The sequence below is a fragment of the Mycobacterium sp. NGS45 genome, from assembly GCF_059812645.1.
Map to the genome: position 1 here is coordinate 42,451 of NZ_JCALDB010000012.1, position 25,532 is coordinate 67,982.

The following is a 25,532-nucleotide window of genomic DNA, read 5'->3' on the forward strand; positions in this document are numbered from 1 at the left end:
CTGCGGTAGCCGGGGGGTGCAGCGGCTCGGGCGCCACCGGCTTTAATGAACGGCGTGTCCAATCCCATCAACGGTCGGCATCTGGGTTCTGCCGCGGCTGATCCGCGGTTGGACCTGACCGACCTGTACGCGTTCCCGTCCCCGGCGGACCCGTCGCGCACGGTGCTGGCCCTGACCCTGCACCCGGCGGCCACCTCCTGGCATCCCGACGCGGTCTACCGGTTGGCCATCGACAACGACAGCGACCTGCGCAACGACATCGCGTTCAGCTTCGTGTTCGGTGAACCGGACGACGGCTCCGCGACCGTCGACGTCTACCTGGCCTACAACGACGACGCCGAGGCCGAGGCCGCGGTGGGTTCCCGGATCTTCGACGACGTCGAGGTGGCCATGGACAAGACCCCCGTGGTGCACGGCTCGGGCAGCTTCAAGTTCTTCGCCGGGCTGCGCTCCAACCCGTTCTTCGTCGACTTCGACGGCATCCAGAACCTGTTCGACACCTCCGCCGGACGCAACTACACCGCGCCCCGGCTGGGCCCGGAGTCACCGTGGACCGGGGTGGACGCCAATCTGGGCTCCAACGTGTTGGCGCTCGTGGTGGAGATGCCGACCTCGGCGCTGGGCGCGGTCCGGGAGGCGCGGGTCTGGGGTCGGGTCAGCGTGCGCCGCGACGGCAAGCTGGTGCACGTCGACCGGGTGGGGCACCCGCTGGTCAACGGCTTCTTCAACACCGACGAGACCGAAGCCGAATACAGCGCCGGGATACCGCGATTGGACCGGCAACGCTGGATCGGGTCCTTCATCCATCTGCTCGGCCAGACCGGCGGCTACACCCGCCCGAAGGCGATCGCGGCGCTGGACAACGAGGGCACGCTGCCGGACATGTTGCGCTACGACCCGGATCGGCCGGCCAAGTACCCCAACGGCCGGACCCTGCACGACGACGTGGTCGACTACCGCCTGGCGATGCTCACCAACGGCAAGTGCCCACCGCAGGGGCTACCGCCGCACACCGACACCCTCGACGTCTTCCCGTACCTGGGCGCGCCGCACTGATTCCCGCCGGGCAGCCGGTTCTGCAGTGGTTTCCGGCTGCTCGGCGGAGATCAGCTACGGCTTGATCCGGATCTGACCCGGCTTGGACAGCCCGGACCGGGTGGTCTCACCCAACTCGATCTGCGCGGGGTCGGCGTCGACGATGGTGTCGAACCGATGGATCGAACCCCAGTCCTGGCCCCAGTCCCGGGACAGGTAGGCGGCCATCACGTGGGCGCGCAGCAGCAGATCGGTCACGCCCAGCAGTCCGCCGTTCATGCCGTCCTGCCAGGTGTCGGTGCTCTGCAGCTTGGCGTAGTAGTCCGGGCTGATCCGGAACCGCGGGATCTCGGTGACGCCGTTGGCGTGCAGCATCGGCTGCTGGCACGGGAACACCAGGCCGACCGCCCAGTCCATCAGGACCGGTTCCTCGGAGCCGACGTACTCCTGCACCGAGCGCAGCTCGGGCACCCGCGGCGGGGTCACCGCCACCCAGTCGCCGCGGGCCAGCGAACCGTCGTCGGCGACCACCCGCACGTAACCGGCGTCGGCCGGGATCTGCTCACGCGGGTAGCGCAGGTTGCGCCAGGACGGTGTCGGCCCGACGTCGTAGGGGGTGACCCGACCGGCCGGCACCGGTGCGCCGTCCGGGCCGAGCCGGCCGTACTCCAACTCGACGGCCTGTCCCATGGTGCGGCCCTTGGCCACGCTGTCGCCGGTGATGGTGCCCGCGGCGGTCACCACCACCAGCGGGTGGGCATCATCGGGGGCCGGCAACTCGTACCAGGCCGAGGTCAGCAGCGCGGGCTGCTGCGGGCCGTCGGTGTAACTGCCGGCGATCGGCACCCGGTCCGGGTCCAGCCCGTAGGGCAGCGGAACCGTGGACCCGTTGATGCCCGGCGACTCCAACTCCTTGGGCTGGTCCCAGTCGTAGTCGGTGCCCGGTTTCGGATTGTTGAGCCGAATCGATTCGGCCACAATGCGTTCCGGCACGCCGTTGGCGTCAAAGCCGACCGGTTTGGTGCCGCCGAGCGGGCCCAGCTCGCCGAACGGCCCGCCGACCGGGGTCAGGAAACCGTCGTTCGGGTCCGGCTCCACCAGCACGTCGTCGGCCATCCCGCAGCCGCCGGTGAAGGCGCGCAGGTTGGCCCAGGCGTTCGAATAGGTCGGGTACTGGCGCACCGCGCCGATCAGCATCGAGGCCACGAACACCAGCACCATGAACCCGGACAGCACCGGCATCGCCCAGCTGGACAGCGCCAGCGTCACCGGGCCTTGGCCCTTGTCGCGCGGGGCCAGATGCAGCCAGAACGCGTACAGCGCCGCGAGCCCGAACAGCACGAAGAACATCGTCGAGACCGTCACGCCGCCGATCGCGGGCACGTCGTTGTTGAACGGCACCCCGAACGTCGAGACGTACCACCAGCCGTTGGTCGAAGCCCAACACAGCGCCATCACGAACAGCAGCGCGGCCAGGAACGTCATCCGGTTGCGGGCCCAGCGCAGCACCGCCGGGGACACCAGCACGGTGGCCAGCGCGGCCATCGCGGCGCCCACCGCGGCGAACAACCCGAAGTGATGCACCCACTTGGTCGGGGTGAACATCAAGAAGAACACGGTCGCGAAGATGATGCCCATCAACCGCCAGGCCGGCCCGCGCGCCACCCCGGGCACCCGCTTGCGGCGCAACATGATGAACATCGCGGTGAACAGGCTCAGCGCGGTGATCATGAAACCGAACCGGCGCGAGATCGAACCGTCCACGGTCTGCAGGATCAGGTAGTAGTAGCGCAGGTTCTCGGTGTACCACTCCTGGCTGGGGCCGATCGCAGTGCGGATCCGGGTGGCCTCCAACACCGTCGCGAAGGTCTGGTCGGCGAACACCACCGTCAGCACCACGGTGCCGGCGGCCAGCAGCGGCAACAGCAGCGGCCACAACCCGACCTGGCGGCGGCGTCGCATCAGGATGCGCAGGATCGGGCGGCCGCCGGCCACCAACGCGGCGACCGCGATCAGTCCGGTGGGCTGGATGCCCAACGTGAACGCCGCGGTCACGATCGCCAGCGCGGCCGGGGTCAGTCGACCCGAGCTGATCGCACGCTCGATCAACACGTAGGTGATCAGCGCGCCGGTGGCGATCTGACCCTCCGGGCGCAGCCCGTTGTTGAACGGCATCCACGCCGCGATCAGCACCATGCCGGCGGTCCACAGCGCCGGGCGGCTGGCCAGCACGGCCGGCCCGAGCCGCGGTAGCACCTCGCGGGACAGCAGCAGCCAACAGATCAGCGAACAGATCAGGTCGGGCAGCCGGATCCAGATGCTGGCGTCGCTGACCATCGTCATCAGCGCCAGCAGGTTGTAGTACCAGCCGAACGGATCCTCCGGGCTGCCGAACCAGCGGAAGTAGTTCGACATGTACCCGGCGTGCTCGGCCACCCGGGCCATCCCCAGGATGTAGCCGTCATCCGAGGAGTTGGCCCCGGCGATGTACCAGACGATGAACGTCGCGATGACGGCGACGTCGACCGTGGTGAAGGTGCGCCAGCGGGCCGGGATCCAGCGCTGCATCCGGCGCCCGTCCAGGCGGTCCAGCCGCCACAGCGCCAGCAGCGCGACGATCGTCGAGAGCACCCCCAACACGATCGCGACCAACTTCAAAGTGGTTGGCGTACTGGTGAATCGGGTGTCGATGGTGGCGTCGAAGCGCAGGCCTTCGGGCGCCGGTCCGGTCAAATCGGTGAACACCCCGACGATGGCCGGGCGCAGGTTCGGATCGGCGAACTGTTTGCGCAGCGGGCCGCCGTCGTCCTCGTCGGTCAGCCCGACGAACTCCGCGGAGGTGCCGGACTGATCCGAGCGGATCTCCAGTGTCGAGCAGCCGGTCAGCTCCGCCCGGTCCACCGACAGCAGCGGCACGTTGCGGTCGGTGACGTCGACGCGGTCCTCGGTGACGTTGACCAGCAGCGCGTGCAGCGCGGCCTGCTTGCCTTCGGCCGGCGCGGTGCCCAACACCAGGCCGCCGTCGGCGGGCACCTCCCGCAGCACCTGGCACGGGATGCTGGCCTCGAGCTGCACCGGAGCCTGCGCGATCAGCGGTGCGGTCACGTTGCTCAGCTGACCGTTCTGCGGCCAGGTCAGGTTGGCGGTGGTCTGCACCACCGGCAGCAGCGGGGTGGCCACCGCCATGACGATGCCGAGCAGGCCGGCCACGATCGCGACCCAACGGGTGATCGCGACGTCGCGGGATCCGGGGTCCTCGGCGGCGGTCGGCGGGGCGGGGACGGTTGTGGTCATGGCAGGGCCCTGATCGGTCCGGGGCGGTACCAGCCGAAGACGCGCTGGACGCCGGTGTCGACGACGGCGTCGGGCGCCGCGGAGGCGGGGACGACGCGGATGAAGCGCTCGATCGAACCCCAGTCCCGGTACCAGTCGTCACGCAGGTAGGTCGGGACGGTCGCGGTGCTCAGCAGCGCCTGGATGAACAGGAACGGGCCGCCGTCGTCGGCGGACTGCCACTGGTTCGACGACACCACGATTTGCTTGAAGTTCGGCAGGATCCGGAACTCGGGCAGCTCGGCGATCCCGAGCCGTTCGGTGAACGGCCGCTGGCACGGGAAGTTGGCCGCGGTGGCGATATCCATCAGCACCGGGGTCTGCGCACCCAGGAACTCGCTGGCGGTCTGCAGGATCGGCACCCGCGGCGGCGTGAACGCGAACCACTGATCCTCGGACAGGTTCGGGTCTTCGGCCACGATCCGCGCGACGTTGGCTTCCGGCGGCGCCCAGCTGAGCGGGAAACGCAGGTTGCGCCAAGCCTTTTGCGGGATGACGTCGATCGGCTGCACTTCGGCCAGCTCTTGGAAGGAGCCGTCCGGGCCGCGCACACCCCACTGCAGCTTGAGTGACTGGCCGTAGTTGAACGCGCCCTCTTCGTCGTAGGACCAGATCGCGCCGGCGGCCGCGACGGTCACCAGCGGCCGGTCCGGGGTGCGTGCCGGCAGCTCATACCAGGCCGAGGTGGCGGTGGCCGCCCGGGAGTTCTCCCCGTAACTGCCCATCACCGGGGTGGTCTTGGGGTCCAGGCCGAACGGCAGGAACACCCGCGAGCCGTTGACGCCTTCCGGGCCGTAGCCGCCGCCGGTGCCGGCCGCATACGCGTTACCGACGTTGGGTTTGTCCGGGGGGCCGTCGGAGTTCACCGTGCCCGGGTTGCCGACCACGGGTTCGGCCGGTTCGAGTGTGTCGTTGACGCCGTTGGGGGTGAAGCCCACCGGTGTGGCACCGCCCAGCGGGCCGTACCGGCCGTACTGCTGGCCCGGCACCGGTGTCAGCATGCCGGCGTTGGTGTCGGCTTCGACCAGGACGTCGTCGGCCATGCCGCAGCTGTCCGGGCCCAGACCCGAGGTCAGCGCCGCCAGGTTGGCCTTGCCGGTGGTGTAGGTGGGGTAGCGCTGCACGAAGCCCTTGGTCATCGAGCCGACCTGCAGCAGCACCATCAGGACCGCGACCACCAGCAGCGGCGTGGACGCCAGCACCCGGTTGCGTCGGGTGTTGGCCACCTCGGTGTGCCCGGCGTAGTCGATCCGGAAGTGCAGCCAGCCGGCCAGCAGCCCGGTGATGATGGCCAGTACCAGGAACATCGACGTCACCGGTTGGCCGAGCAGCACCGGTTGGCGGTCGAACCACGGCACGCCGTAGTTGCCGACGTAGAACCAGCCGTTGATCCCGGAGGTCGCCCAGGCCAGCACGAACAGCAGCGCGGTCACGTACAGCGCCAGGTTGCGTCGGCTGTGCAGCCCGACCCGGGAAAACGCGAACGCGGTCACCGCGCCCAGTGCGCCGGCCAGCCCGGCGAACGCGCCGAACTGCACGGCCCACTTGGTCGGGGTGAAGGTCAACAGCAGCAACCCGACCGCGGTGCTGCCCAGCAGCCGCCACAGCGGACCCGATGCGGTGCCGGGCACCCCGCCGCGACGCAGCTGCACGGTCAGCAGACCGAACAGGCACAGCAGCATCAGCAGCACCGCGAACCGGCGGGTCATCGACCCGTCCACGCTCTCCTCGACCGTGAGGAAGTAGTAGCGCAGGAAGTCCTGGTACCAGGCGATGGTCGGGCCGATCACGTACTTGATCCGGGCCGACTCGGCGACGGTGGCCAGCGTCTGGTCCCGGAACACCACCACGAACAGCAGTGCGGCCGCCCCGGCCAGCGCAGCGAGCGGCGCGAGCACGCCGTCGCGGCCGCGCCGGGCCTTGATCACCCGGACCAGGCCGCGGGCTCCGACCAGCAGCGGGGCCAACGCGACCAGGCCCTGCGGGGCCGTCGTCGCGCTGAACACCGCGACGATGATCGCGACCGCGGCCGGCCACAGCCGTCGGGAACCGATCGCGTTCTCCACCAGCGCCCAGACCGCCACCACCGCGAACGCGATCAGCGGCTCGGGGCGCAGTCCGTTGTTGAACGGCAGCCAGGCGGCCAGGAACACCGCGGCGCCGGTCCACACCGTGACCTTGTTGTTGGACAAGGTGCGGCCCAGCCGGGGCAGGGCCCAGCGGCTCAGGATCAACCAGGTGGCGATACCGGCCAGGGTCGCGGGCAGCCGCATCCACACGCCGGCCGTGCTGATCTGGGCCAGCTGTGCGAGCACCGACTGGTACCAGTCGAACGGTGCCTCGGTGGCCCCGAAGTAGCGGAAGTAGTTCGCCGAGTAGCCGGCCTCCGAGGAGATCCGGGCGATGGTCAGGTTGTAGCCGTCATCCGAGGACGTCGCGCCGACCAGATGCCAGAGCAGCAGCGTGCCGATCACGCCGACGTCGGCCAGCCAGGTCGACAGTCCGACCCGGGTGAACCGCCGCCACGCGTGCGGCACCCGGCGGCCGCCGCGCCGGTCCAGCGCAGCCAGCGCGAAGATCGAGGCCAGCACGCAGCCGACACCGAGCACCATGGCCGCGAGTTTGAGGGTGGTGGGCGTGCTGATGAATCGGGTGTCGACGTCGACGCGCGCGCTCAGGCCTTCCTGCGGCGGCACCTTCAGGTCGGAGAACAGGCCCGCCACTTGCGGCTTCTTCTCGGCCGGCAGCACGCCGACGGCGTCCGGGATGCCGATGAAGTCGGCACCCACCTCGCCGGCGTTGGCCCACACGTGCAGCGTGCTGCAGGCTCCGTCGTTCACGTCCTGGCGGGGCGCGGCCGCGGCCACGGTGTCGCGGAACGCGACGAACACGGTCTCGGTGTTGGCGCGGACGAACAGGCCGTTGCGGCCGGCGTCGATGCCGGCGGCCGGGATGGTGGACAACACCACACCGCCGGCCGGCGGCAGGCTGGCCACCGCCCGGCACGGGATCGACACGTCGAGGGCTTGCGGGGCGCCGGAGACCAGCGGCGCGGTCACGTCGGCGACCAACCCGTCGGCGCCGGGTGCCTGCGGCCAGTGGATGGTGGCGGTGGTCTGGTTGACCGGCAACAGCGGGACCAGAGCGCACAGCACGACTCCGGCGAGACCCGCGAGGATGGCGATCAGGCGGGCAATCCGGAGGTCTGGCACGAGGGTCGATGGTATTCGACCGGGATGAGAGCCCGGCCGATGCGTACCGCGCGCCGTGGCGGCAGGGCGAGGATTAGCGGTGATTCAGGTCAGACCGGCGGCTTCAGCGGGCAGTGTCAAGGACCGAACGCACATCGGTGTGGGAAAAGTCGCTTCCGACATAAAGCAGAGGTTGGTTGCGGTGCAGGGCCAGGGCGTAACTGAAGCAGTCGCCGAAATTGAGTCGGGCTGGATGCCCGGAACCGCGGCCGTAGGTGAGATAGGCCTGACGGGCAATCAGGGCGTGCTCGGCGGTGAACGGAACGACCTCGAGGCGGATCGCGGCGAGTAGCGCGTCGAAGCGGGCCGAGCGGACCGGGTCCCGGCGGCCATCGGCAACCAGATATAGCTCGACCAGGGTTGGCGCCGAGATCGCAACGCCGGGGGCAGCTTCGAGAGCGTCGACGACGGCAGAAGCGGTCGGTTCGCTCTGTAAGACGGCGATGATCGCCGACGTGTCCACGATCACCGAGGCATGCCGGTTTCGTCGTCGTAGAGCTGATTCTCGATGTCGCGGAGGTTCACGTCGCGGAACGCATCCTGTGCTGCCGTCACAGCCGTGCGGATCCGGCGGGACCGCGCGGCATCCGATATCTCGGAGTCGATCGCACTGAGCTTGGCGTGCACGGCCATCTCGACGGCGGTGGTCTGACTGACGCCGAGTCGGCGGGCCAGTTCACGCACCGCTGCGTGCACCCTCTCGTTCTTGATGTTCAAGCTCACGGCCAGATTCTACCGTCAGGAGCTGATTTCTACCTTCATCGTTCGGGTTGCTCAGCAGGCCGCATCAGGTCTTGCGCAGCGGCGCCGGGCTCCAGAACCCGCTGCGGATTGCGCTACCGAGTTCGAGTTCGGCGGGCCGCGCGTCCGGATAGAACTGATCCAGCCGCTGCAGCGAGCCCCAGTCCCTGAACCAGTCGTCGCGCAGATAGGTCGGCACCGTCTCGGCGCGGAACAGCAGTTCGGTGAGGCCCAGCGGGCCGCTGCCGATGTTGTCCATCACCGGAGAGTTGGCTTCGGCGCCGAACCGGTCGGGCAGGATGCGCCACTTGGGCACCTCGGTGACGCCGTACTGGTGGCCGAACGGGCGCTGGCACGGGAACGCCAGACCCACCAGCCAGTCCAGCAGCACCGGATCCTGCGAGCCGACGACGTCCTGCAAGGTTTCCAGCTGCGGGATGCGCGGCGGGGTGAGTGCGATCCAGTGCTGGGCGGCCAGGTCGTCGTCGGTGGAGACCAACCGGATCTGGGTGGCGTGCTCGGGGATCGCGGCCAGCGGGGCGCGCAGGTTGCGCCAGGCCGGGACCGCGCCGATGTCGGCGAAGCCCAGCGAGCCACCCGGTTTGCCGTCCGAGCCGGCCCACTGCACCACGACCTCGCCGGGGTCGAACCGGCCGGCGGCCGACACCACGATCAGCGGCCCGGCCGCGTCGCGCGGCGGCAGTCGGTACCAGGCCGAGCGCAGCACCGCGGGCTGTTGCACGCCGGCGCGCCAGCTGCCCAGCACCGGGGTGGTGGCCGGGTTCAGCCCGTAGGGCAGCCGGGCCCGCGACCCGTTAATGCCGGTGGTGGCGGTGGTGCCGCCTTCGGTGCCGCCGGTGGCGTTGGTCTCGTCGTCGCCGTCGGTGTCGGCGAAATTGCTGCTGCCCTGCTGTTCCATCACGTCGTCGGGGGAGACGTCGGACGGAATGCCGTTGGGCGAGAAGCCGGTCGAGGTCACCGCGCCCAGCGCCACGCCGGGTGGGCCGGTGACCGGCTGCAGCAGCCCGGCGTTGGCGTCCTGTTCGACCATGACGTCGTCGGCCAGACCGCAGGTCTTACCGGTCAGGGCCTGCAGGTTGGAGCGGCCCACCGACCAGGCCGGGTACTGCGCGATCATGCCCAGCGTCAGCGACACCACCTCGAAGACCACCAGCACCCAGGCGGCGATCCCCAACGGCGAGTGCAGAATCCGGCCCCACCGGGTCGGCTGCCACGGGCGTTCACCGCGCGCCGAGAAGTGAATGACGGTGGCCGCCAGCAACAGCAGCAGCGACAGGCCGAGCAGCATCGTGGTGAAGCCGAACCGCCACTCGGGGAACTGGTTCGACCACGGCACCCCGAAGTTCGACACGTACCACCAGCCGTTGACGCTGGCGAACGCCAACGCCGTCAGGAACAGCACCACGGCCGCGAACACGGTGCGGTTGCGTCGGGACTTCATGGCGTGCGCGGCCACCGCGACCGCGGCCAGTGCACCCATCGCGCCGGCCAGTCCGGCGAACACCCCGAAGTGGTGCGTCCACTTGGTCGGGGTGAGCATGAGCGCCAGGAACGACACCACCGTGATGCCGATGATGCGCCGGGCCGGGCCGGCCGCGGTGCCCGGGATGCGGCCCTTGCGCAGCGCCATCGCGATCGCCACCGCAAGCGCGACGATCAGCGCCAGCACCGCGAAGCGGCGCGCCACCGAACCGTCCGGGGTGGGCAGGAACAGCCGCTCGTAGCGGACGTGCTCCTCGAACCAGGCCAGGCTGGGGCCGACCGCCGACTTGAACGACGAGGCTTCGATCTCCCCGGCGAAGGTCTGGTCGCGGAAGATCAAGATGGCCGCACAGGTGATCGCGGCGCTGAGTGGGGCCAGCATGGTCAGCAGGCCGAACCGCCGGGAACGGCGGTGCAAGATGGTGCGCAGCGGTCCGACGGCCACCAGCAGTGCACCGATCGAGGCCACCCCGGTGGGCCCGGAGAACAGCGTCAACGCACCCAGGATGCACGCGATGGCCAGCGGCAGCAGCCGGCTGGTCGCCACCGCGCGTTCCACCGAACACCAGGTCAGCAGGATGCCCAGGGCGATGATCGGTTCCGGGCGCAGGCCGTTGTTCAGTGGCAGCCAGAACGCCAGGAACATGCCGGCCGCGGTCCACGCCGCCGCGTTGCTGCGCTTGACCGCATCACCGAGCCGGGGCAGCACCTCGCGGCTGAGCACCCACCAGCAGGCCAGCGCCATCAACAAGGTGGGCAGCCGCATCCAGATGCTGGCGGTGGACACGTGCGCCCACAGCGCCAGCAGGTCGTAGTACCAGCCGAACGGCGCCTCGGGGGTGCCGGCCCAGCGGTAGTAGTTGGCCATGTAGCCGGCGTTTTCGGAGACCCGGGCCATGGTCAGGATGTAGCCGTCGTCGGAGGTGTTGGCCCCGACGAAGTGCCACCACACCAGCACTGCGGTGACCACGCCGTCCAGCGGCCGCAGCGACCACCAGCGCGGCGGCAGGATGCGCCGATGCCGCACGCCGTCGGCGGTGTCGAGCACGTGCAGGGCGATCAGCGCGATGATCGTCATCAGCACGCCCAGGATCATCGCGGCCAGCTTGATCCAGGTCGGCGCGCTGCTGTACCGGCTGTCGATGGTCGCCGAGAAGCTCAGTCCGTCCGGCGCGGCCCCGGACAGGTCGGTGTACACGCCGACGATCTGCGGCCGGAAGTCATAGCCGCCGCGCTCACCGCGCAGCGGATCGGTCGGTTCCTCGGGGTTGGCGTCGATCGAGTCGGCCTGGGTGAGCCCGACGAATTCGCCGGTCACCTTGTCGGCGCGCGCACTGAAGGTCAGGTATTCGCAGTCCGGGCCGAGCACCGCCGACAGCGGCGCCACCACCACCGGGGTGTTGCGCACCACGACGGCCAGGTTGTCGCCGGCCCGCTCGATCAGCAGGCCCCGGTCGACGGCCTTGGGGGCTTGTTTGGGCACCGTGGACAACAGCACCGTGCGGTTGCCGGTCAGCCCGGCCGCGGCCTGACACGGCACCCGGATCTCCAGGTCGGTGGGGACATAGGAGATCAGTGGTGCGGTGACGCTGTCCAGCGCGCCGTTCTGCGGCCAGTTCAGTTGCGCGGTGGTCTGCTTGACCGGAAGGAACGGGGTGGCCAGGGCCAACAAGGTTCCGAGCAGACCGGCGACGACGGCAACGATCCGCGCGGTCCGGTAGTTCGTCCCCGCCTCGGTCACGGAGGTAGATGGTAACCGGCCCGGTTAAGGGCCCGTCAGTCCTGGCTCCGGATGGCCAGCACGAACGGGCCGATCTCGGTGACGGTGAAGTGCTCGGCGAACAACGCCGACGGCAACTCCACGGTGTAGCGGCGCACGTTGGGCTGGTTCGGGTAGACATCTTCGGCCAACCGCAGGGTGTAGGTGGCGCTGGACCCCGAGCCGGATCCGCGGCGCAGCAGGAAGACCGACGGCGGCGCCCACGGCAGCGCGTCCAGGCGCGCGACGAACTCGTCGGCGTCGTCGAGGTCGGCCCAGCTCTCGATCTCGGCGGCGCGCGCGTCGAACTGCGCCAACGGGTTGGCGTAGTGCGAGGTCAGGCCCTGGAAACCGAGATAGGGATAGAACGCCAGGAAGCCGTAGTCGGCGGTCAGCACCACGGTCTGGCTGCGCGGCCGATCGGTGGCGGCCTGGATGGTCTCGTCGATCTGCGGGTAGTACTTCTCCGACCCGGGCGGACGCTGGTCACCGCGCTGGCCGTAGCCGTCGGTGTCGGTGTAGGCCACCGCCAGGTCGGGGCGCAGCACGTCGGGGATGTCCTGGCTGAACGCCATACCGCCGAGCAGGCCGATCGCGGTCGCCACGCCCAGCAGCTTGCGGTTCCACCGGGTGGCCGCGGCCACCGACAGTTCCAGGAAGCCGAACGCGCCGGCGGCGGCCAGCAGTGTGGTCAGCGTGGGCTGCAGCCGGAACGACAGCAGTGTGGTGCCGGCCAGTGTGGTCAGCATCGACAGCAGCGACCACAGGTAGACGGTCAGCACCCCGACCGCCAGCGCTCCGGCGCGCACCGAGGTGCGGGCGCGCGCGATCAGCCACAGGGTGCCCAGCATGCACAGCGCACCCAGCAGCGAGAACTGCAGCATCGGGAAGGTCAGGACCGCGCCGTCGGCCGGCAGGTAGTGCTGGGCGCTGCCGGTGTCCGACAGCGGTTCGCGCAGGGCGCGCAGCAGGAACGGTGCCCAGGTGATCAGCGCGATCGCCACCGAGATGACCGCGATCACGGCGAGCCGCAGCAGCGGCTCGATGCGCCGCCGGCTGATCGCCAGGGCCACCGCCATCACCGTGACGGTCAGCGCGGCCAGACCGAGCAGCAGGGTGTAGAACGTCGCGGTCACGCCCAGGAAGATCCCGACGCCCAGCAACGCGGCCCACCCCTTGCGATTTCGGTGCGCTGGGGGGCGCTCAGCGCCCCCCAGCGCACCGAAATCACCGGCTCGCAGACCGGACCAGGCCAGCACCAGCACCGGCGCCAGCAGCACCGTGACGATCGCGCTGTACGGCTCGGGTGAGGCGTAGGCCAGCGTGACCGCGGCGGTCGCGACGGTCACCACCAGCGCGTACTCGAACCGGATCATTGCGTTCCAGAGCACGAACGCCAGCACCACCGCGATCGCGATCGAGGTGATCGCCCACGGCTTGTACATCTCCCAGGCCGGTATCCCGGTCAGCGCGGCGGCCCGGCCGCCGAGCCAGAACCAGCCGGGCGGATAGAACGGCGGCAGCCCGGCGTAGGTCATGTCCTGCAGCGCGGGGCTGTCGGCCAGTCGGGTCAGGTATTCGGTGCGGAACTGCTGATCCACCGAGATGCCGAACAGGTACAGCTTGGTGGCGCCCAACGGCATGCCCAACGTGGTGACCACGAACGCGGTCAGGAACAGCACCGCGGTCAGTTCGGCCAACCATCGTCGTCCCTGCCGCCACAGCCAACCCGCACCCAACAGTGCTGCCAGGCAGGCGAATTGGCCGACTGTGGTCAGCGCATGCAGTTGGTTCGAGGACGGGAACGCCGGCCACTGCACCCGGCTGATCGCCACCAGCGCCAGCACGCAGACGACGACGGCGATGGCGGTGGCCGCCACCATGCGGCCGCCCACCTGCAGCGGCCGGGCCAGCGTGCGATTCATGTCAGAGCGGCAGCTTGCGGAAGACGGGCCGCGGGATGTGCCGGATCACCGACATCAGCGCCCGCACCGGGCCGGGCGCCCAGATCAGCTCCTTGCCCTTGGCGGCGGCGGTCACCGCCAGTTCGGCGACGTCCTCCTTGTCCACCGTGAACGGGGCTTCCTTGGCGCCGGTGGCCTTCCAGTGCTCCAGCGTGGTGGTGGTGCGCACCTGGCCGGGCCGGATGACCAGCACGCGAACCCCGAACTCGCGCAACGCTTCTGAAAGGCCCAGGTAGAAACCGTCCAGGCCGGCCTTGGTGGAGCCGTAGACGAAGTTCGAGCGCCGGACCCGTTCGCCGGCCACCGAGGACATCGCGATGATCTGACCGCTGCCCTGCTCGCGCATCTTGGCGCCGATCAACACCCCCACCGACACCGCGGCGGTGTAGTTGATCTGCGCGGTGGCCACCGCCTTGGCCTGGTTCTGCCACAACTCCTCGGCGTCGCCGAGCACCCCGAACGCCACGATCGCCACGTCCACGTCGCCGGCGGCCCAGGCCGCGTCGATCAGCGCCGGATGCGAGGCGGTGTCCAGCGCGTCGAAATCCAGGTATTCCACCGAAGTAGCGCCGGCGGCCTCCATCTGGGCGATCGCCGCCTCACGGCGCGGCGAGTTCGGCAGGTCGGCCAGGATCACCCGGGCTCGGGCGTTGCGCAGATAGCGCGCGCAGATCGCCAGGCCGATCTCGGAGGTTCCGCCGAGCAGCAGGATGGCTTGCGGGTTGCCGGTGGCATCGATCATCGAAAGCGGGGCCTTTCTACAGCAGTTCGAGGCGTCGGGCCATGTCGGAGGCGAACACGCCGTGCGGGTCGGCCTTGCGCCGGGTCGCGATCCACTCGTCGATCCGCGGATACATCCGGTGGAACCGTTCGGCGTTCACCCGGGAGTCCTTGGCGGTGTACACCCGGCCACCGAATTGCATTGCGCGGTCGTCGAGTTCGTTGAGGAACTCGTTGACCCCGGGCTTGTTCGGGAAGTCCATCGCGACGTTCCAGCCGGCCATCGGGAAGCTCAGCGGTGCCCGGTTGCCCGGTCCGAACAGCTTGAACACGTTGAGCGCCGAGTAGTGCCCGCTGCGCTGGATCCAGCGGATGATGTCCTTGAACTCGTCCAGCGCATCGGGCGGCACCAGGAACTGGTGCTGCGCGAAACCCGCTGGGCCGTAAGCATTGTTCCAGCCGCTGACCAGATCGAGCATGTGGTAGAACTGCGACAGGTTGAGGATCTTGCCCTGGTAGTTGCCGCCGAGCCGGTAGTACACCTCACCGATCGCCATGAACGACAGCTTGTTCATCGCGCTGACCGGGAACAGGTTGGGCACGGTGAGCAACTGCGGCGCATCGAACTTCAGCGGGTTGCGGGCCAGCTTGGGCGGCAACTGATCCAGTTTGGCCAGGCTGCCGCGGCTGACCGAGGCCCGACCCAGTTTCGGCGGCGGGCTGATCAGGTCGAACCAGGCGCTCGAGTAGGTGTACTGGTCATCGCTGCCGTCCAGGTGCACGGCGATGGTCTCGTCCAGGTCCTTGGTGGCGATGCCGTCGGCGATGAAGTACGCGGTCTCGGTGCGGGTCATCGCGATGCTGGCGCGCAACACGATGCCGGTCAGACCGTTGCCGCCGATGGTGGCCCAGAACAGCTCGGCGTCGGGGCCGTCGGGGGTGATGGTGTGCACCTCGCCGTCGGCCATCAGCAGGTCGATCGAGCGCACGTGGTTACCGAAGCTGCCGGCGCTGTGATGATTCTTGCCGTGGATGTCCGACGCGATGGCCCCGCCGATGGTGACCTGCCGGGTGCCGGGCAGCACCGGCACCCACAGCCCGAACGGCAGCGCGGCCTTCATCAACTGGTCCAGGCTAACCCCGCCGTCGACGTCGGCGATCGCGGTTTCGGCGCTGATCTGGTGGATCCGGTTCAGCGGGGTCATGTCCACGACGATGCCGCCACCGTTTTGCGCCTGGTCACCATAGGAACGACCGAGGCCGCGGGCCAGGATGCCGCGGCGCAGGTGCGCCGGGCTGGTCGAGTTGGCGTCGGCGACCTGCTTGACTGCAGCGGTGATCAGCTCGACATCCGGCGTCGACAACACATGCGCGACGGTCGGAGCGGTGTGGCCGAAGCCGGTCAGGGCACGCGGCGTGAGCTGCAGGGGAGCGTTGGGCGGGGTGGACATCGCTGGCAAGGGTACCGTGCGGGCGGATGCGTTCAGCGCAGTCGGAAGATGACTGCCCGCTGCACGATGAAGTTGATCACCGTCGCGGTGCCCTGCGCGATCACGAACGCCACCGGCACCCGCCAGGACTGACCGGCGAAAGCGAAGTAGAACACGTAGTTGATGCCGACCTGCACCAGGTAGGTCAGCCCGTACAGCACGATCACGGCGATCAGCCGGGCTGTGCTGGGCGGCGCTGCGAACGTCCAGCGCCGGTTCAGCATGTAGGCGGTGGTGGTGCCGGCGATGAAGCTCAGAGTCTTGGCGAGGTTCACCTGGACCGCCTCGCTACCGTCCCAGACCTGCGGAAACACCCACAGCAGCAGCACGTACAGACCGAAGTCCACGCATGCCGAGAAGCCACCGGTGATGAGGAACCGCAGCACCTGGGTCTTCAGGGCGATCGGGCTGCGGTCCGGGGCGGTCTCGGTCATCGCGGGAAATGGTACGTGGCCGGACTGATTGAATGGAGGTGTGGAGGAGCTGGCGGCTGCCTGGCGCACCATGATGGCGCGGCACACCCGATCTCCGGACGCGGAGGCGGTCGGGCAGAAGTTGCTGGCGCGCTGGAGCGAACCGCACCGGCGCTACCACGATCTGGTGCACCTGCGCGACGTGCTGGCCAACGTGGACGTGCTCGCCGAGCACGCCGACGACGTCGACGCGGTCCGGTTGGCGGCCTGGTATCACGACGCCATCTACGACGGCACCCCTGAGGACGAAGAGCGCAGCGCGCTGGCCGCCGAAGCCGAACTGGCCGCACTCGGCGTGGCCGAGGACGTCGTGGCCACCGTCGGCCGGCTGATCCGGATGACCGTCGAGCACGACCCGGCGCCCGACGACCACGACGGCCAGGTGCTCTCGGATGCCGACCTGGCCGCGCTCGCGGTGCCGGCCGAGCAGTACCGGGCCAACTCGGCGGCCATCCGCGCGGAGTACGCCCATGTGTCCGATGACGCGTTCCGGGCCGGGCGCGCCGACGCCATCGAAGCGTTGCTGGCCGAACCCCGACTGTTCCGCACCCCGCAGGGCCGGGCCCGGTGGGAGAGCGCGGCCCGGGACAACCTGCGCGCCGAACTGGCCCGGTTGAGCGACGAATAGCCACCGCAGGGTCGTTGGACCCCGCGCCGATGGCCGCCGTCCCTAGCGCGGGGACCTCCGGCCCGCCAGAATGACGGCATGGCCACTGATACCGAACCGGTCACCGTCCTGACCGAAGACGAGAGTTTGGACCTGCTGTCCGGCGTGCACCTCGGCAGGCTGGTCACCGTGATTGCCGGTCGACCCGAGATCTTCCCGGTCAATTACGTGGTGCAGCGCGGCACGGTATTGATCCGCACCGCCGAGGGCACCAAGTTGTTCGGCACGGTGATGAACGACCAGGTGTTGTTCGAGGCCGACGACCACGACGCCGCCCGCGGTTGGAGTGTGATCGTGCGGGGCACCGCGGAGGTGCTCTATGGCGCCGAGGAGATCGAGGACGCCGAGCAGGCCGGTCTGTATCCCTGGATCGCCACCCTCAAGCTGCGCTACGTGCGGATCACACCGACCGAGATCAGCGGCCGCCGCTTCGTTTTCGGTCCGGAGCCCGACGCCGGCCACGTCCCCGGATAGGAGGGCGCGGGTCCGCGACCAACGCTGCTTTCGCGACCGAAAGCAGGCTGCTACACCCAGTACGGCACTCGGGCGCGGTATTGCCGCATGGCCAGCAGAGCGACCGCCCAACCGATCACGGTCAGCACCAGCACCACCACCCAGTGCCGGATCTCCTGGGTGTCACCGAGCAGCGGGGCCCGCACGATGTCCAGGTAGTGCAGCAGCGGGTTCAGTTCGACGACCCGCATCCACTGCTCGGCGCCCTGCTGCTGCAGGGTCTTGTCGTTCCAGATGATCGGCGTGACGAAGAACAGCAACTGCACCAACGAGAACAGCAGCGGGCCGATGTCGCGGTAGCGGGTGGCCAGGATGCCGAAGCACAGCGCCACCCAGACGCAGTTCAGCATGATCAGCCCGAGTGCCGGGATGAACGAAAGATCAGCCCAGGACCAGGATTTCGGGAAGATGATCGCGATGATGACGTAGATCACGATGTTGTGCGCAAACAGGATCATCTGCCGCCACACCAGCCGGTAGACGTGCACACTCAGCGGCGTGGGTAGCTGTTTGATCAGGCCCTCGTTGGCGACGAACACCTCGGCGCCTTCGATGATCGCCGCGTTCATCAGGTTCCAGATGATCAACCCCAGGGTGACGTAGGGCAGATGCTCGGCGAGGTCGAGTTTGAACAGCTTGGAGTACAGCGCGCCCATCGCCACGGCCGTGGTGCCGGTGGCGATCGTGATCCAGAACGGGCCGAGCACGCTGCGCCGGTAGCGCTGCTTGATGTCCTGCCAGCCCAGATGCAGCCACAGCTCGCGGCGGGCGAACCCGTCGGCGAGGTCACGAAAGGCGCGGCGGAACGTCTTCGATTGTGCGGCAGCGTCGGTGAACGTCATCTGGCCTCCATCCCGTCGCTTTGCTCGCCCCTGAAGAACTTCTCGCGTCTGCCTTCCCGGCGCAGCCGCCACCACTGCAGCAACCCGGCCGGGTCGCGGCGGGATACCAGGAAGAACCAGCCGAACCGCAGCCATTCCTGCGGCAGCAGTTTGCGCAAGCCGGGCTGCGACAGCAGGTAGCCGCGGTTGCGGTAGGTGAAGAAGCGTTTGGTCTCATCGTCGGGGTACTGGGTGTGCATCCGGCCGCCCAGGATCGGCTTGAACTCCGCGCTGCCCTGCGGGTGCAGGTACGCCGCGGTCAAGCAGGTGCCGAACCGCACCCCGGACCGCACCAGCCGGCGGTGCAGTTCCACCTCGTCGCCGCGGATGAACAGTCGAAGATCCGGCACCCCAACGGCTTCCAGTGTTTCGGCGCGGAACAGCGCGCCGTTGAACAGCGACGCAATGCCGGCCAGCAGATCGGACCCGGACTCGTCGCGCAACTCGTCGACCCGGCGCCGCCACACCAGTCCGCGGCGCAGCGGGAAGGCCAGCCGCTGCGGATCGTCGAGATCGCACACCATCGGTGAGACCTCGGCCAGATCGTGCCGCTGCGCGCAGTCCAGCAGGGTGGCCAACACCTCGGCGTCGGCCGGGCGGCCGTCGTCGTCGGCTAGCCAAACCCAGTCCGCGCCCAACGCCAAGGCGTGCAACATGCCCAACGCGAAACCGCCTGCGCCACCGAGGTTTCGCCGCGATCCCAAATAGGTCGACGGAATCGGTTGGGCGGCAACCAGATCCCGGACGACGACGTCGTCGTCGTTGTCGACGACGATCAGGTGGTCGGGGCGGCGGCTCTGCTCGGCGAGCGCACCCAGCGAGCGGGCCAGGTCGTCGGGGCGGCGGTGGGTGACGACGACGGCGATGACGGTCTCGGTCATGACCTGGTGATCTCGGGCGGCTGCTGCGTTGCTTCCCGCGCGGTCTCGTCGAGCACCTCGCGGACGTGCCGCGCGGCGTCCTCACCCTCGTAGGCGCGCACCACGTCCTCGATGCCGCCGCTCATCCGGACGGTGCCGTGGTCGATCCACATCGCGGTCTTGCACAGCCGGGCCAGGAATTCGTTGGAGTGGCTGGCGAACACCAGGATCCCGGAGCGCTCGACCAGGCTCTGCAGCCGGGTCTGGGCCTTCTTGAGGAATTCCGCGTCCACCGCGCCGATGCCCTCGTCGAGCAGCAGGATCTCGGGGTCGATGCTGGTCACCACGCCCATCGCGAGCCGCACCCGCATACCGGTGGAGTAGGTGCGCAGCGGCATCGACAGGTATTCGCCGAGTTCAGTGAATTCGGCGATCTCGTCGACCTTGGCCAGCATCTGCTTGCGGGTCTGCCCGAGGAACAGGCCGCGGATGATGATGTTCTCGAACCCGGAGATCTCCGGGTCCATGCCCACGCCGAGGTCGAACACCGGCGCCACCCGGCCGCGCACCGAGGCCAGTCCGCGGGTCGGTTCGTAGATCCCGGACAGCAGCCGCAGCAGCGTCGACTTGCCGGCCCCGTTGTGGCCGACCAGGCCGACCCGGTCACCCATCTGCAGCGACATGGTGATGTCGCGCAGTGCTTCGACGACGACGACGTTGGACGAGTTGCGTCCGATCGCGCCGCCGGCGCGGCCCAGGAACGCCTTTTTCAACGAGCGCGACTTGGCGTCGAAGATCGGGAACTCGACCCACGCGTTGCGGGTCTCGATGTGCGGTGCGGCCACGGTCGGCTCTACAGGTACTGCCCGGTGCCCGGCGGTGTGCCGCCGCGCGGGCCCGGCCCGGCCACACCGGGCGGCAACGCGCCCTGGCGCATCTGCTCGAGCTGCGCCCGAGCCGCCATCTGCTGGGCGAACAACGCCGTCTGGATGCCGTGGAACAGGCCCTCCAGCCAGCCCACCAGCTGGGCCTGGGCGATCCGCAGTTCGGCGTCGGACGGGATGGCGTCCTCGGTGAACGGCAGCGCCAACCGTTCCAGCTCGTCACGCAGTTCCGGGGCCAGGCCGTCCTCGAGCTCACTGATCGAGGTCTTGTGGATGTCGCGCAGCCGGTTGCGACTGGCCTCGTCGAGCGGGGCGGCCTTCACCTCCTCGAGCAACTGCTTGATCATGGTGCCGATCCGCATCACCTTGGCGGGCTGCTGAACCAGATCGGTCACCGAATTTTCGTCGTCGCCGACGGCCGCGGCAGCTGCCTGCGGGTCGGGAACGCCGATGATCTCGATGTTGTCGTCGTCGGTACTCACGGCTGGGGGGCTCCTCCGCGCCACTCGTAGATGCGGGTCTTGCCGTTGTCGTAGACCTGGGCCCACGACTCGGACTCATCTAGTGACACTAGACCGTCGGGTATGGCGAACCCGAGCACCACCGGAGTGCTGACGAGCACATAGCGGATGTCGAGGGCTTCCACCGCCTCAGCCACCCGGGGGTCGTGGTCGGCGTCGTCGGCATAAGCCCAGAACACGTAGCGGTGATAGCCGGGTCCCTGCTGCACCGGGTAGTCGTAGTGGGTCCACAGCGGATGCAGGCCGGCCACCGCGTACATCCAGGCGCTGCCGTCGGTGTTGGCGTTGCCGATCAGGGTGTCCCGGGCGCCGGGCAGGGTGGCCAGATACGCGAACGCGTCCAGGTCGTACTGGTCGACCATCACCTGGTCGTACTTCTGGCCCAGCAGCAGCCGATGCCGCGGGAAGTAATGCCAGGCCAAACCCACCGTGGCGGCAATCAGCAGCACGGCCGTCACCGACAACCAGACCCGGCGATCCAGGTCGCGGCCGGCCCAGCGCCGGGTGACCGCGCGGACACCGTCGACCACGAACAGCGTCGCGTAGAACAGCGCGATCCCGGCCATCGGCGCCAGCAGCAGCGGCAGCACCGCCGAGAGCCGGCGTGGGTCGGCGTAGAACAGGTCGCCGTAGGCGCCGATGAGTTTGCCGACCGGGCCGCCGAACGGTGCGCCGGAATGCACGATCGCCACGATCAGCAGCAGCCACACCGCCAGCGGCCAGAACACCCGCTTGATCAACAGCACCAGGCCGCCGGCCGCGGCCAGCGCGATCAGCATGTTCTGGATCGGGAAGTCGTTGAGGTGCCGGGTGTGCTGCACCACGGCGTTGAACAGCACCCGCAGCCGGCTCAGGTGCGCGGTGAACTGATGCCCGGTGATGATGTCGGCCTGCGCCAGGATGCCGAGGAACTGCGGCAGCAGAATCAGCAGCGCGCTCACCCCGACTGCCAGCAGCGCGCCCAGGTCGGCGAGTCGGCCGCGTACCGGGCGCCACACCGCGTCCAGCAGCCACCAGGCCGCGACCAGGGTGACCGTGATGATGCCGCCGGTGGTGTGCGTGGAGAACACCCCGACCAGCGCGAGCACCGCCAGCGGGATCCGGTCGCGGTGCGCGCAGCAGCTCGCCACCAGCACCGCGGCCGGCACGGCCAGCCCGTAGGCCACCAGGTTCGGGGTGGCCGAGACGTTGAACTCGACGTAGGGGAGGGCGGTGAACGACGCCGACACCGCCGCCGCGGTGGCCGCCGCGCCCGCGGTGCGGCGCTCGGTGGTGCGGCTGCGCAGCAGGTTCCAGGTCAACACCGCCGCGCTGACCGGGAACAGCCAGGCCGCGGCCGCCACCGAACTCAACGTGTAGACGGTGGTGGGCGCGGCGCCGGTCAGCTGGCTGAACACCGCGGCCAACGCGTGGAAGGTCGACGGGTAGTACAGCGGCATCTGGGTTTCGACGTTGCGCAGCTCGCCCATGTGGGTGGGGGAGGCCTGCCCGGTGTCGAGGATCCAGCGGATCTCGTTGGCGTGCCAGACCGCGTCCCAGGTACTGGGCACCGACTGCCAGTGCGTCAGGCCGAGCCACGCCGCGGCCAGGATCGCGGTCGCGCCGATGAGCACCCCGAGCGCCACCACGGCGGCCGAACCGGTAGAGATCGCGCGGGCTTCGGCGTCGGGATCACGGTAGCGGGACAGCAGAGCCGGCAAACTCGCGGCGATCGCGGTCAGCACCACCCAGGTGGCCAGCGCAGTCCAAGCGTTCCAGGGGATTCCGAGCGCACCGAACGGGACGATGGCCAACCCGATTGCGCCGTAGCCGAGGACTGGGCCAACTGCCACCGCGACCGGCCAAGTTAGCCGGGCCGCTCGGGCGGTCAGCGCGCCCGGTACCACCAGTAACAGGACGGCACACAGCACACCGACCCCGAAGCTCACTGGACTAGTATGGCTGCCCAGGTGATCCGGCTCGGTTCGGCATGGTGGGGGTGGGGCCCACGGCCGCCGCGCGGATCGGCAACCAACGATGGCTTGGATTCCTCAGAGGACGGCTGGCATGGCTTACGACGTCGCCCGGGTGCGTGGTTTGCACCCCACACTGGGCGACGGGTGGGTGCACTTCGATGCCCCGGCCGGGATGCTCGTTCCGGACGCGGTGGCGACCACGGTCTCGACCGCCTTCCGGACCTCGGCTCCCACCGCGACCAGTCCGCACCCCTACGCGCAGCGCAGTGCGACGCTGCTCGACGCGGCCCGGCAGGCGCTCGCCGACATGTTCAACGCCGACCCGCGCGGTGTGGTGCTCGGCGCCGACCGCGCGGTGTTGCTGAGCTCGCTGGCCGATGCCTCGGCCTCGCGCTCCGGGCTGGGTTACGAGGTGATCGTCACCCGGCTGGACGACGAGGCCAACATCGCGCCGTGGCTGCGGGCGGCCAACCGGTACGGCGCCAAGGTGAAGTGGGCCGAGGTCGACATCGAAACCGGTGAGCTGCCGGCCTGGCAGTGGGAGAACCTGATCGCCAAGCCGACCCGGCTGGCGGCGTTGACGACGGCGTCGGCCACCTTGGGCACCGTCGTCGACCTGCGTCCGGTGGACAAGCTGATGCACGACGTCGGCGGGCTGGTGGTGGTGGACCACACCGCCGCCGCGCCCTACCGGCTGGTCGACATCAAGGAGATGGGCGCCGACGTCGTCGCGGTCAACGCGGCGAGCTGGGGCGGCCCGCCGATCGGTGCGCTGGTGTTCCGCGATCCCGCGCTGATCGACTCGCTGACCCCGGTGTCCACCGACCCGAACGCGACCGGGCCGGCCCGGCTGGAGATGGGCGTGCACCAGTACGGACTGCTCGGCGGTCTGGTTGCCAGCGTCGAATACCTCGCGGGTCTGGATGAAACCGCATCCGGTTCGCGTCGGGACCGGCTGAGTTTCTCGATGCAGTCGGCCGCGTCCTACCTGGATCGGTTGTTCGACTACCTGCTGGGCTCGCTGCGGTCGATGCCGTTGGTGATGGTGATCGGCCAGCCCGAGGACCGCATCCCGGTGGTCAGCTTCGCAATGTCCACGGTGCCCGCCGAGCGGGTGGTGCAGCGGCTGGCCGACAACGGTGTGCTGGCGATCCCCAACTCCAACTCGCGGGTGCTGGATGCGATCGGCGTCAACGACATCGGCGGTGCGGTCACCGTCGGGCTGGCGCACTACTCGACCATGGCCGAGGTGGATCAGCTGATGCGCGCGCTGGCCAGCCTGGGCTGATTCAGACCGTCAGCACCACTTTGCCGCTGACCTCGCCGGCCTGCAGCATCCGGTGCGCCTCGGCCGCCTGCTGGATGGGCAGCGTTGCGCCGATCACCGGGCGCACCTTGCCCTCGGCGATCATCGGCCACACCGATTCGGCCACCCCCTCGATGACGACGGCCTTGCCGTTCTTGCCGTCGATCGGGCGGGCCCGCAGCGCGGTACCGATCACCCGGGCGCGCTTGGCGATCAGCTTGCCCAGGTTCAACTCGGCCTTGACCCCGCCCTGCATGCCGATCACGATCAGCTGACCGTCGGTGGCCAGGGCGTCGACGTTGCGGTCCAGGTAGACCGCGCCCATGATGTCGAGGATGACGTCGGCGCCGCGGGCCCCGCGGAGTACCGCGACGAAGTCGTCGTCGCGGTAGTTGATGGTGATCTCGGCGCCGAGCTCGCGGCACAGGTCCAGCTTCTCGGCGGACCCGGCAGTAACCGCGACGCGTGCGCCGAGCGCGCGGGCGACCTGGATGGCGTGGCTGCCCACGCCGCTGGCCCCGCCGTGCAGCAGAACCAACTGGCCCGCCGACAGCCCGGCGGTCAGCACCAGATTCGACCAGACCGTGCAGGCCACCTCGGGCAGTCCGGCGGCGTCGGTCAGCGACACGTTCGGCGGCACCGGCAGCACCTGCTCGGCGGGGACCGCGACATATTCGGCGTAACCGCCGCCGGCGAGCAGCGCGCACACCTGCTGACCGGGCTGCCACTGCTGCACGCCGGGCCCGCATTCGGCGACCACACCGGAGACCTCCATGCCGAGGATCTCGCTGGCGCCGGGTGGCGGCGGGTAGCGTCCGGCGACCTGGAGCAAATCGGCGCGGTTGACCCCGGCCGCATGCACCTCGAGCAACACCTCTCCGGGACCCGCTGCGACGTCCGGGGTTTCGCGCCACTGGAGGGTTTGATCGGATTCCACCGAGATCGCGTGCATGCGGCCTACCGTACCGTCGGACGGTTTGTCGCCGTGGTGTCGCAAGCGTCACTTACCATGTTTGACCATGGGGGGAATTGTTGCTGGGCGTGATCCCAGCGGGATGCCAGGTTTGGATGCCAAGGAAGAGCATGCGTGGCAGGAGTATCTGGATTCCGCACTGCGAATGCATGCGGCGCTGAACCGGGTGCTGACCGATCGGCATCGGCTGATGCTGACCGACGTCAGGTTGCTGGACCTGCTGGATTCTTCGGCCGACGGCTCGGCGCGGATGGGTGACATCGCCGAGGCGTTGGCGTCGTTGCCGAGTCGGGTGACCCGACAGATCAGTCGGCTGGAGGCCCAAGGTCTGGTGAAACGCACGTCGAGCAAACACGACCGGCGCGGGGTACTGGCAACCATCACCGACGACGGCCGCGAGGCGGTCGGCAAGGCGATGGTGACCTACGCCGAGTCGGTGCGCGGCTACTTCCTGACGCCGTTGACCCGGTCGCAGACCACCGCGCTGGGCGAGAGTTGCCGGCGCATCGGTGTCGCGCTGCGCGCCGGTGCCCCGGCTCCGATCAGCCGGAACTGACCGCTACGCTGGTCCGCGGTGGCGTGGCAGAGCGGCCTAATGCACTCGCCTTGAAAGCGAGAGACGGCTAACACCGTCCGGGGGTTCAAATCCCTCCGCCACCGCTCTTACCAGCGCCGACGTTTGGATCGCGGGTCCGCCCGCGGA

General features: G+C 69.2%; 20 protein-coding genes and 1 tRNA gene. 6 read left to right on the forward strand and 15 right to left on the reverse strand.

The window, feature by feature from the left end:
* The first annotated feature begins 45 nt into the window (after window positions 1-45).
* Window positions 46-1,056, forward strand: coding sequence for a DUF4331 family protein (locus AC5Y3P_RS12790; RefSeq protein ID WP_500046275.1), 1,011 nt, complete (start codon window positions 46-48; stop codon window positions 1,054-1,056).
* A gap of 54 nt (window positions 1,057-1,110) precedes the next feature.
* Here AC5Y3P_RS12790 and AC5Y3P_RS12795 read toward each other — a convergent pair whose 3' ends face one another.
* From AC5Y3P_RS12795 to AC5Y3P_RS12835, 9 genes are all read right to left on the reverse strand, one after another.
* Complete coding sequence (locus tag AC5Y3P_RS12795) at window positions 1,111-4,329, reverse strand: arabinosyltransferase domain-containing protein (RefSeq protein WP_500046276.1); 3,219 nt, start codon at window positions 4,327-4,329, stop codon at window positions 1,111-1,113.
* A complete protein-coding gene (locus AC5Y3P_RS12800) occupies window positions 4,326-7,580 on the reverse strand; it encodes an arabinosyltransferase domain-containing protein (RefSeq protein WP_500046277.1) in 3,255 nt (1,084 codons plus the stop codon). The genes AC5Y3P_RS12795 and AC5Y3P_RS12800 overlap by 4 nt, the downstream gene beginning before the upstream one ends.
* A 103-nt stretch (window positions 7,581-7,683) precedes the next feature.
* Window positions 7,684-8,088, reverse strand: a complete 405-nt coding sequence (locus AC5Y3P_RS12805; RefSeq protein ID WP_500046278.1) for a type II toxin-antitoxin system VapC family toxin — start codon at window positions 8,086-8,088, stop codon at window positions 7,684-7,686.
* Window positions 8,085-8,342 (reverse strand): type II toxin-antitoxin system VapB family antitoxin, encoded by a 258-nt coding sequence (locus AC5Y3P_RS12810; protein ID WP_500046279.1) that lies wholly within the window; start codon window positions 8,340-8,342, stop codon window positions 8,085-8,087. Before AC5Y3P_RS12810 ends, AC5Y3P_RS12805 begins: the two co-directional genes overlap by 4 nt.
* A 64-nt stretch (window positions 8,343-8,406) precedes the next feature.
* Window positions 8,407-11,604 (reverse strand): arabinosyltransferase domain-containing protein, encoded by a 3,198-nt coding sequence (locus AC5Y3P_RS12815; RefSeq protein WP_500046280.1) that lies wholly within the window; start codon window positions 11,602-11,604, stop codon window positions 8,407-8,409.
* Window positions 11,605-11,639: 35 nt separating this feature from the next.
* Complete coding sequence (locus AC5Y3P_RS12820) at window positions 11,640-13,547, reverse strand: galactan 5-O-arabinofuranosyltransferase (protein ID WP_500046281.1); 1,908 nt, start codon at window positions 13,545-13,547, stop codon at window positions 11,640-11,642.
* Window position 13,548: 1 nt separating this feature from the next.
* Window positions 13,549-14,328 carry a decaprenylphospho-beta-D-erythro-pentofuranosid-2-ulose 2-reductase gene (gene dprE2, locus AC5Y3P_RS12825; protein WP_500046282.1) on the reverse strand — a complete coding sequence of 260 codons (780 nt, stop codon included), beginning with the start codon at window positions 14,326-14,328 and terminating at the stop codon, window positions 13,549-13,551.
* Between the two features lie 16 nt (window positions 14,329-14,344).
* Window positions 14,345-15,757 carry a decaprenylphosphoryl-beta-D-ribose oxidase gene (gene dprE1, locus AC5Y3P_RS12830; protein WP_500046283.1) on the reverse strand — a complete coding sequence of 471 codons (1,413 nt, stop codon included), beginning with the start codon at window positions 15,755-15,757 and terminating at the stop codon, window positions 14,345-14,347.
* A gap of 32 nt (window positions 15,758-15,789) precedes the next feature.
* Entirely contained in the window at window positions 15,790-16,230 is a 441-nt protein-coding gene (locus AC5Y3P_RS12835) for a GtrA family protein (RefSeq protein ID WP_500046284.1), read from the reverse strand.
* 40 nt (window positions 16,231-16,270) lie between these two features.
* Here AC5Y3P_RS12835 and AC5Y3P_RS12840 point away from each other — a divergent pair, with 40 nt between their 5' ends.
* Both AC5Y3P_RS12840 and AC5Y3P_RS12845 read left to right on the forward strand, forming a co-directional pair.
* Window positions 16,271-16,897 carry an HD domain-containing protein gene (locus AC5Y3P_RS12840; protein WP_500046285.1) on the forward strand — a complete coding sequence of 209 codons (627 nt, stop codon included), beginning with the start codon at window positions 16,271-16,273 and terminating at the stop codon, window positions 16,895-16,897.
* Window positions 16,898-16,975: 78 nt separating this feature from the next.
* Window positions 16,976-17,410, forward strand: coding sequence for a pyridoxamine 5'-phosphate oxidase family protein (locus AC5Y3P_RS12845; protein WP_500046286.1), 435 nt, complete (start codon window positions 16,976-16,978; stop codon window positions 17,408-17,410).
* A gap of 50 nt (window positions 17,411-17,460) precedes the next feature.
* Here the strand turns inward: AC5Y3P_RS12845 and wzm are convergent, their stop codons facing one another.
* From wzm to AC5Y3P_RS12870, 5 genes are read right to left on the reverse strand one after another with little or no spacing between them, the layout of a single operon-like run.
* On the reverse strand, window positions 17,461-18,291 hold the full coding sequence (gene wzm / locus AC5Y3P_RS12850) for a galactan export ABC transporter permease subunit Wzm/RfbD (RefSeq protein ID WP_500046287.1): 831 nt from the start codon (window positions 18,289-18,291) through the stop codon (window positions 17,461-17,463).
* Window positions 18,288-19,211, reverse strand: a complete 924-nt coding sequence (gene glfT1 / locus AC5Y3P_RS12855; RefSeq protein WP_500046288.1) for a galactofuranosyltransferase GlfT1 — start codon at window positions 19,209-19,211, stop codon at window positions 18,288-18,290. The genes wzm and glfT1 overlap by 4 nt, the downstream gene beginning before the upstream one ends.
* Window positions 19,208-20,035, reverse strand: a complete 828-nt coding sequence (gene wzt / locus AC5Y3P_RS12860) for a galactan export ABC transporter ATP-binding subunit Wzt/RfbE (RefSeq protein WP_500046289.1) — start codon at window positions 20,033-20,035, stop codon at window positions 19,208-19,210. Before wzt ends, glfT1 begins: the two co-directional genes overlap by 4 nt.
* Window positions 20,036-20,043: 8 nt before the next feature.
* The gene (locus AC5Y3P_RS12865) at window positions 20,044-20,580 is read right to left on the reverse strand and encodes a bacterial proteasome activator family protein (RefSeq protein WP_500046290.1); all 537 of its coding nucleotides are present in this window, start codon (window positions 20,578-20,580) and stop codon (window positions 20,044-20,046) included.
* Window positions 20,553-22,523: a DUF6541 family protein gene (locus AC5Y3P_RS12870; RefSeq protein WP_500046291.1), complete on the reverse strand. Its 1,971-nt coding sequence runs from the start codon at window positions 22,521-22,523 to the stop codon at window positions 20,553-20,555. The genes AC5Y3P_RS12865 and AC5Y3P_RS12870 overlap by 28 nt, the downstream gene beginning before the upstream one ends.
* A 118-nt stretch (window positions 22,524-22,641) precedes the next feature.
* Here AC5Y3P_RS12870 and AC5Y3P_RS12875 point away from each other — a divergent pair, with 118 nt between their 5' ends.
* Window positions 22,642-23,838 carry a cysteine desulfurase-like protein gene (locus AC5Y3P_RS12875; RefSeq protein ID WP_500046292.1) on the forward strand — a complete coding sequence of 399 codons (1,197 nt, stop codon included), beginning with the start codon at window positions 22,642-22,644 and terminating at the stop codon, window positions 23,836-23,838.
* Window position 23,839: 1 nt separating this feature from the next.
* Here the strand turns inward: AC5Y3P_RS12875 and AC5Y3P_RS12880 are convergent, their stop codons facing one another.
* Complete coding sequence (locus tag AC5Y3P_RS12880) at window positions 23,840-24,808, reverse strand: NAD(P)H-quinone oxidoreductase (RefSeq protein WP_500046293.1); 969 nt, start codon at window positions 24,806-24,808, stop codon at window positions 23,840-23,842.
* Window positions 24,809-24,875: 67 nt separating this feature from the next.
* On the opposite strand from AC5Y3P_RS12880, the gene AC5Y3P_RS12885 reads away from it, so the two are divergent.
* Both AC5Y3P_RS12885 and AC5Y3P_RS12890 read left to right on the forward strand, forming a co-directional pair.
* On the forward strand, window positions 24,876-25,385 hold the full coding sequence (locus AC5Y3P_RS12885; protein WP_500046294.1) for a MarR family winged helix-turn-helix transcriptional regulator: 510 nt from the start codon (window positions 24,876-24,878) through the stop codon (window positions 25,383-25,385).
* Window positions 25,386-25,402: 17 nt separating this feature from the next.
* Window positions 25,403-25,489: transfer RNA gene (locus tag AC5Y3P_RS12890), tRNA-Ser, on the forward strand.
* The last annotated feature ends 43 nt before the right edge of the window (window positions 25,490-25,532 follow it).